The sequence below is a fragment of the Streptococcus alactolyticus genome (genome assembly GCF_042649785.1).
Classification (GTDB): domain Bacteria; phylum Bacillota; class Bacilli; order Lactobacillales; family Streptococcaceae; genus Streptococcus; species Streptococcus alactolyticus.
The window spans coordinates 20,946-27,091 of record NZ_JBHRZX010000022.1 but is presented as its reverse complement, the minus strand read 5'-3'; the positions used below and the strand labels follow the sequence as shown (position 1 = coordinate 27,091).

General features: G+C 39.0%; 7 protein-coding genes. All 7 read right to left on the bottom strand.

Features of this window, described 5'->3' with window-relative positions; genetic code table 11:
- Positions 1 to 246 precede the first annotated feature (246 nt).
- The 7 genes from ftsH to ACFORE_RS05615 are packed head-to-tail and all read right to left on the bottom strand — an operon-like array spanning position 247 to position 6,122.
- Positions 247 to 2,226 (bottom strand): ATP-dependent zinc metalloprotease FtsH, encoded by a 1,980-nt coding sequence (ftsH, locus tag ACFORE_RS05645; protein ID WP_154455351.1) that lies wholly within the window; start codon positions 2,224 to 2,226, stop codon positions 247 to 249.
- A gap of 17 nt (positions 2,227 to 2,243) precedes the next feature.
- Complete coding sequence (gene hpt / locus ACFORE_RS05640; protein WP_154455354.1) at positions 2,244 to 2,789, bottom strand: hypoxanthine phosphoribosyltransferase; 546 nt, start codon at positions 2,787 to 2,789, stop codon at positions 2,244 to 2,246.
- Positions 2,790 to 2,793: 4 nt separating this feature from the next.
- On the bottom strand, positions 2,794 to 4,062 hold the full coding sequence (tilS, locus tag ACFORE_RS05635) for a tRNA lysidine(34) synthetase TilS (protein ID WP_235280776.1): 1,269 nt from the start codon (positions 4,060 to 4,062) through the stop codon (positions 2,794 to 2,796).
- A gap of 1 nt (position 4,063) precedes the next feature.
- Positions 4,064 to 5,350 carry a serine hydrolase gene (locus tag ACFORE_RS05630; protein WP_167829317.1) on the bottom strand — a complete coding sequence of 429 codons (1,287 nt, stop codon included), beginning with the start codon at positions 5,348 to 5,350 and terminating at the stop codon, positions 4,064 to 4,066.
- A 15-nt stretch (positions 5,351 to 5,365) separates the two neighbouring features.
- The gene (locus ACFORE_RS05625) at positions 5,366 to 5,488 is read right to left on the bottom strand and encodes an SP_0009 family protein (RefSeq protein WP_154455349.1); all 123 of its coding nucleotides are present in this window, start codon (positions 5,486 to 5,488) and stop codon (positions 5,366 to 5,368) included.
- A 3-nt stretch (positions 5,489 to 5,491) separates the two neighbouring features.
- Positions 5,492 to 5,863, bottom strand: a complete 372-nt coding sequence (locus ACFORE_RS05620) for an FtsB family cell division protein (protein WP_154455348.1) — start codon at positions 5,861 to 5,863, stop codon at positions 5,492 to 5,494.
- Positions 5,850 to 6,122, bottom strand: coding sequence for an RNA-binding S4 domain-containing protein (locus tag ACFORE_RS05615; RefSeq protein WP_154455347.1), 273 nt, complete (start codon positions 6,120 to 6,122; stop codon positions 5,850 to 5,852). Before ACFORE_RS05615 ends, ACFORE_RS05620 begins: the two co-directional genes overlap by 14 nt.
- Between the last annotated feature and the right edge of the window lie 24 nt (positions 6,123 to 6,146).

Genomic DNA, 6,146 nt, shown 5'->3' with positions numbered 1-6,146 from the left:
AAGGTCTTTATCTCTCTCGAGACAACTATTATATTCTATCAAATCTCTTTCGCTTTGTCAACAACTTTTTTAAAGTTTTTTCAAAAGCTTTTTTGAAACCTGATAGCTGTTGTCCTCTCATCAGACAACTATAACAGTTTACCATCTCTTGGATCTCTTGTCAATAACTTTTTTAAAGTTTTTTTTTAAAAGATAAAAATAAAACAGCCAATACCGACTGTTTTATTTTATATCAAAACTATGGCACTATTCTGAGTCAGATGAGTCAGCCATTTTTTCTTTGACTTCATCATATGAAAGGGCATGTGCTTCTTGATTATCTTTGTCTTGTTCTTCAGGCATTTTTCCTGTTTCGTAAATAGACTTGATTTCAGCAGCATCAAGGGTTTCATATTTAAGAAGGGCTTCTGCAATAAGTTTATGTGTTTCACGGTTGTTATTGATGATATCAGCCGCTTTATCACGTGCTTCATTAAGCAGTTTACGAACTTCGTCATCAATCATTTGTGCGGTTTGAGCAGAATATGATTTTTCTGGTGACATTTGTCCTGTCATGACGGCATGGTTTCCTTCATATTGAACAGGTCCTAATGTATCACTCATACCATATTCAGTAACCATAGCACGTGCGATTTGGGTAGCTTGTTCAAAGTCATTTGACGCACCTGTCGTTTGAGCATTAAAGATAATTTCTTCTGCAACACGACCACCCATTAAACCAGCCAATTGTTCTTTCAAATCATCTTTTGAATGCAACATTTGGTCTTCTTTAGGAAGGGCAATCATGTAACCACCTGCGCGACCACGTGGAACGATCGTTACTTTGTGGACGACACGCGCACTTGAAAGCACCAAACCAACGATGGTATGTCCAGCTTCGTGGTAGGCCACCATTTCGCGTTCTTTTTGAGAAATCGTACGGTCTTTCTTAGATGGACCTGCAATAACACGATCTTCTGCCTCATCAATATCAGAAGCATCGATTTTCTTCTTATTACGACGTGCTGCAACTAAGGCTGCTTCGTTAAGAACATTTTCAAGGTCTGCACCAACAAATCCTGGTGTTTGTTGCGCGACAACTTTCAAATCAACGTCTGATGCCAAAGGTTTATTCTTAGCGTGAACGCGTAAAATAGCTTCACGTCCCTTAACATCTGGACTACCAACCAAAATCTTACGGTCAAAACGACCTGGACGAAGAAGAGCTGGGTCTAGGACGTCACTACGGTTGGTTGCTGCGATAACAATAATACTTTCGTTGCCTTCAAAACCATCCATCTCGATAAGAAGTTGGTTAAGGGTTTGTTCGCGTTCATCATTTCCGCCACCCATACCGGCACCACGACGGCGGCCGACAGCATCGATTTCATCTATGAAAATGATGGCACGTTCTGCTTTTTTAGCATCTTCAAAAAGGGATCTCACACGGCTTGCACCGACACCGACGAACATTTCAACGAAGTCAGAACCTGAGATAGAGAAGAATGGAACACCTGCTTCACCGGCAACGGCTTTAGCAAGAAGGGTTTTACCTGTTCCCGGAGGGCCTTCAAGAAGGACACCAGCAGGAATTCTAGCACCAAGTGCTTTGTATTTCTTCGGATTTTTCAAGAAGTCAACAACTTCAACTAGTTCTTGTTTTTCTTCTTCTGCACCGGCAACGTCAGAGAAACGTACTTTCACGTTGCCTTGGCTCTGAGATTTGGCTCTGTTTCGACCAAAGTTCATCGCTCCTCGTGCACCATTTCCGCCTTGGTTCATCATCATAAAGAAGAAGACAACCATCAAGATAAGTGGTACATAAGTGATGATATAAGTAATCCAAGCACCGCTAGAGCTTTCCTGTTTGACTGTTATAGAAACATCTGCATCCTCAGCAGCCTTGGTTAACGTTTCAACAGAAGAATCGCTTGGCAAAACAATTGACGTAAATTTGGTTACTTCAGCTGTTTTTCGACCTTCTAAAAATGGCAAGCTGGCACTTGTTTTCGTTGATTGTGCTTTGGTGTATTCACCACTAACTTCAATCACACTGCCGCTTGGTTGGTAAGTGATCGACTTAACATCCCCTGACTTAATGCGTTGCATTAAAGTCGAGTAATTAATTTGTTGACTTTGTGTACTTGATCCCCTTAAGTAATATTGAAAGGCTGTAATCCCTGCAATAATCAAAAGAATATAAATAAAGGAATTTCGAACAAAGCCATTATTTCTATTATTTTTCATACAATAATTTTAACCCTCTATTTATCTGAGTAAATTTCTTCTTTAAGGACTCCTACATATGGTAAATTACGATAATGTTCTGCATAATCAAGACCAAAACCAACAATAAACTCGTTTGGCACATCGTAGCACACATAATCTGCTTCAATATCAACCACACGACCTTCTGGTTTATCAAAAAGGGTAGCGATTTTTACAGAATTGGCTTTACGGTATTTAAACATATCTCGTAGGTAGAGCAAAGTACGTCCTGTATCAATGATATCTTCAACAAAGATAACATCACGACCTTCGATATTGGTATCGACATCTTTGAGAATTTTTACTTCACCGCTACTTGTTGTTTGGTTGCCGTAACTAGACACAACCATAAAATCCAATTCCACTTTGGTATCGATATGCTTTATCAATTCCGCGATAAAAGGAACTGAGCCTTTTAAAATACCAATCAAAAGAGGATTTTTACCATTATAATCTTTTGTTAATTGTTCGCCTAATGCTTTCGTTTTAGTAATAATCTCTTCCTCTGAGTACAAAACTTTTTCAATATCTTGTTCAAGCATGACATCACCTGTTTCTAATTTTTTCAATATGCAATGTGCCCTCCATTATACCATGTTTGGGAGCTTTTCTCAAATAAGTTTTACCGGCAACTAGTACAAAAATCACTTGACCGTCTTGCTCTCCCACAATTGCCTCTGAACGGTCTTGCAAGGAGATTTTTTCGTCAATAAATAGCCGCCGTAATTTTTTGGAAAAAGCACCAAAATCAATATAGTCACCTGGTTGTCTGTGCCTTAATTTAATGGGAGTCACATGATACAAAGGAATGCCTTTGTTATTCCTCTCATTATTAAAGTGAAATTGATACTGACCATATCTGACTATACCGCCATATTCTAGCATTTTTTGAGGTATTTCCCCATCGGTCTTAGGGCTGATTTTTGTGATGTGAAATTGCTTGGCATCTTTAATTAGTCGATAATCATTTTTAATGTGATAATCCAGATTTTGTCGCTGACGCAATAGATTAAGCATTTCTTCAAACTGAGCATGAGATACTTGCAAATCAGGAAATTGGCTTAGATAATCTTGAAAAAGGAAAAATTGCACGGCCTTACTTTGAGCTAAAAACTGTGAACAATCTGTTCTGTCAATGGTTGCCGTTAAATCTTGCAAAGCTTGAAAAAGCGTCTGACTTTCTTCGCCTAAATGCCGAAGAGCTTGTCTAAACTTTGGATTTTCTTGCTCTAAAGTTGGGAGGTATTGATTTCTAATGCGATTACGCAGGTAGTCCAAAGAAGCGTTAGAGGCATCTTCAAAATGGAAAATATCTGGTAAATCAGCCTTTGAAATGGTCAAAAATGGGCGAATGAGTTCTCCCGTTCCAAAAGAGCTAACCGCCTGCATTCCCGCTAAATAGCGAAGGCGGCTACCACGCAATAAACGCATCAAAATCGTTTCAGACTGGTCATCTGCATGGTGGGCAGTGACTACGGCAGTGTAGTTTTGTTCTGTCATGACTTTCTTGAAAAAAGCATACCTGAAATCACGCGCAGCTTTTTCTGAAAAAACACCTGAAAAAGCCGACATAAAAATCGGAATATGGTGCTCCCTTGCCCATTTTCTCAAATAAGCCTCTTCTTCTTCTGAAGCTGCTCGCTGCTTGTGGTTGACATGAACAATGCCAATCTCAATTTCCAGTTGATGTCGGTAAATATACAAAAAGTGTAGCAGATTCATCGAATCTACTCCACCTGATACTGCTATTAATACTTTTTTATGCTTGGCAAAATAAGCCTTTTTTTGAATCTCTTTGACTAATGGTTCGTACATTTTATTTTAAAATACTATAAACGTCATTGGCGATATTGGTGATATCGTCATAAGAAGCATTATTGGTAAAAATCGATAGAATAAAGGGTTGGTCGGCATAGACAATTGCAACATCGTGCTTGTAGTCGTATGCGTCTCCAATTTTATGCGCCACTTGCACATCAATATCTTTTGAAATACGAGTGCTGTCAAAATCAGTTGACGACAGGTAAGAAATGATTTCGCCATTTTGATTGTAAATGGCTTCCATCAGATTTGCTGCTGTCTTGGCAGACATATTGCGTTCTTTCATGTCAATCGGTGTCCCTGCGACAGCCGTGATGGTATTGTTGAAATCATCGTCATATTGATGCGCAACGTAGTAACCCAAAATGTTTGTTGCGACATTGTCAGAATACTGAGCGACAGCTTTTAGCAAAGTATCAACCGTGTATTCTTTATTGTCAGCTGACTTGCTCATTTTCCCGCTGCCACCTGGCTCATAGGACTTATCAAAATGATTGACCGCATCTACGTAGACCAACTTATCGTCTGACGTGATAGCTCCTTTTTGCAATTGAGCCTCAACATAATAAAGGGTCGCTAATTTGGCAACGCTAGCAGAATACATGACCTTATCGGCGTTGATTTCTGCGGTTACTTGCGTTCCTAATTGTTTCACGTAAATCGAATAATTGCTCTTATTGTATTTTTGGTTGAGCATGGCTTGCACTTTTTGCATACGATTATCCGTTTCAGACAAATCCGTCGCAGCAATCCAACCTTTACCATCAACCTTGTAATAAGTGCCGTGACTTGTGACGGCTTTTTGAGTAACGGTGACCTTGCTATAAGGCGTTAAATCCGTCTTGACCGATTTCGTTCCTGTTACATAAGGCGTTTGATAAACGGTAAAGCCATCGTTTAGCCAAAAATCTTGAGTAATGGCTTCTTGACTAAAAACCACATCATCACTAACCACCTGTCGACTGGCTTCAATATAACTACCGTCTGATAATTTAAAAACAGGGATAGTGGCGTAATTGACGAGCCAATCTGTGATGGTTAACGGTGTGTTAGCTGATAAGGTATCCGCAGCAACGGTCAAATCCGCATCTTTATAAGTCGTGCTATCTTGGATGAGAATTGGATTTTGAGGAATGGCATCAAAATAGGTTGAGGATGACACAACTGTCGTATTTAGGTGATACTTTTCCTCATTGCTTAAATCCATGTCTTTTTCTGTACTAATAACTGGAAGAGAGACCAAAAAAAATGGTATTAGCATTACTGCAAATAGTTTTTTCACTGGTTTCTCCTTCCGTTACTGTTTTTGTGATGAATGATGATTTTCTTCTCTTAAAGCTTGATTTTCTTTAGCGAGTTCTTCTAACTTATCATCAGAATAAGCTAGAAATTTTTCAATTGTTTCAATTAAATGTTCCATAAATTATTTTGGTAATAGATTTGGTAATGGGTAAACCGTTTCACCCGAGCGCGATAAGTAGTATTTGGCACGCGCATACTTAGCGACATAATTATCGTCTTTTAAGCGATTGGCAAGAACTTTCTCTGCATCGGCTTCAACGACCAATTTGTCGTAGTCTTTTTGCAGGGAAACGACCTTGGCTTTTTGTTCCTGTAAAGTCTGGTAACTTTTGACCAGATTATAGGTCGGTAAGATAAACAAGAGCATCACGACCACCAAAATCCACCCCATAAAACGATGCCGTTTGCGATTTTCCTCTTCAAGATAGCGTTTTTTGGTGTTTTCGTCGTTGATGTACTGATTGTTTAATTGAACGATATTAGGCTTCTCCATCCGCTTCTATCCTTGTTTCCTTAATGATTTCGTACATTTTGGCTGCATCTTCTTTTTTGGTGCTGTCTTTCATTTCCAAAACACGCACCGTTAGCAATTTATTTCCAAAACGAATTTCCACTTCGTCATTGATTTTTAAATCGGTTGATGATTTGGCTAAGATGCCATTGACTTTAATACGTCCTTTGTCTGCGACTTCTTTCGCCACTGGACGACGTTTAATAATACGGGATACTTTCAAATATTTATCAAGTCTCATAATCATTTACCTCGTAACTGTTTT

Excerpts from the sequence above, each read along its gene's own strand:
- tilS (WP_235280776.1), bottom strand. The coding sequence starts at position 4,062 with ATGTACGAACCATTAGTCAAAGAGATTCAAAAAAAGGCTTATTTTGCC.
- ftsH (WP_154455351.1), bottom strand. The coding sequence starts at position 2,226 with ATGAAAAATAATAGAAATAATGGCTTTGTTCGAAATTCCTTTATTTAT.
- hpt (WP_154455354.1), bottom strand. The coding sequence starts at position 2,789 with ATGCTTGAACAAGATATTGAAAAAGTTTTGTACTCAGAGGAAGAGATT.
- ACFORE_RS05615 (WP_154455347.1), bottom strand. The coding sequence starts at position 6,122 with ATGAGACTTGATAAATATTTGAAAGTATCCCGTATTATTAAACGTCGT.
- ACFORE_RS05620 (WP_154455348.1), bottom strand. The coding sequence starts at position 5,863 with ATGGAGAAGCCTAATATCGTTCAATTAAACAATCAGTACATCAACGAC.
- ACFORE_RS05625 (WP_154455349.1), bottom strand. The coding sequence starts at position 5,488 with ATGGAACATTTAATTGAAACAATTGAAAAATTTCTAGCTTATTCTGAT.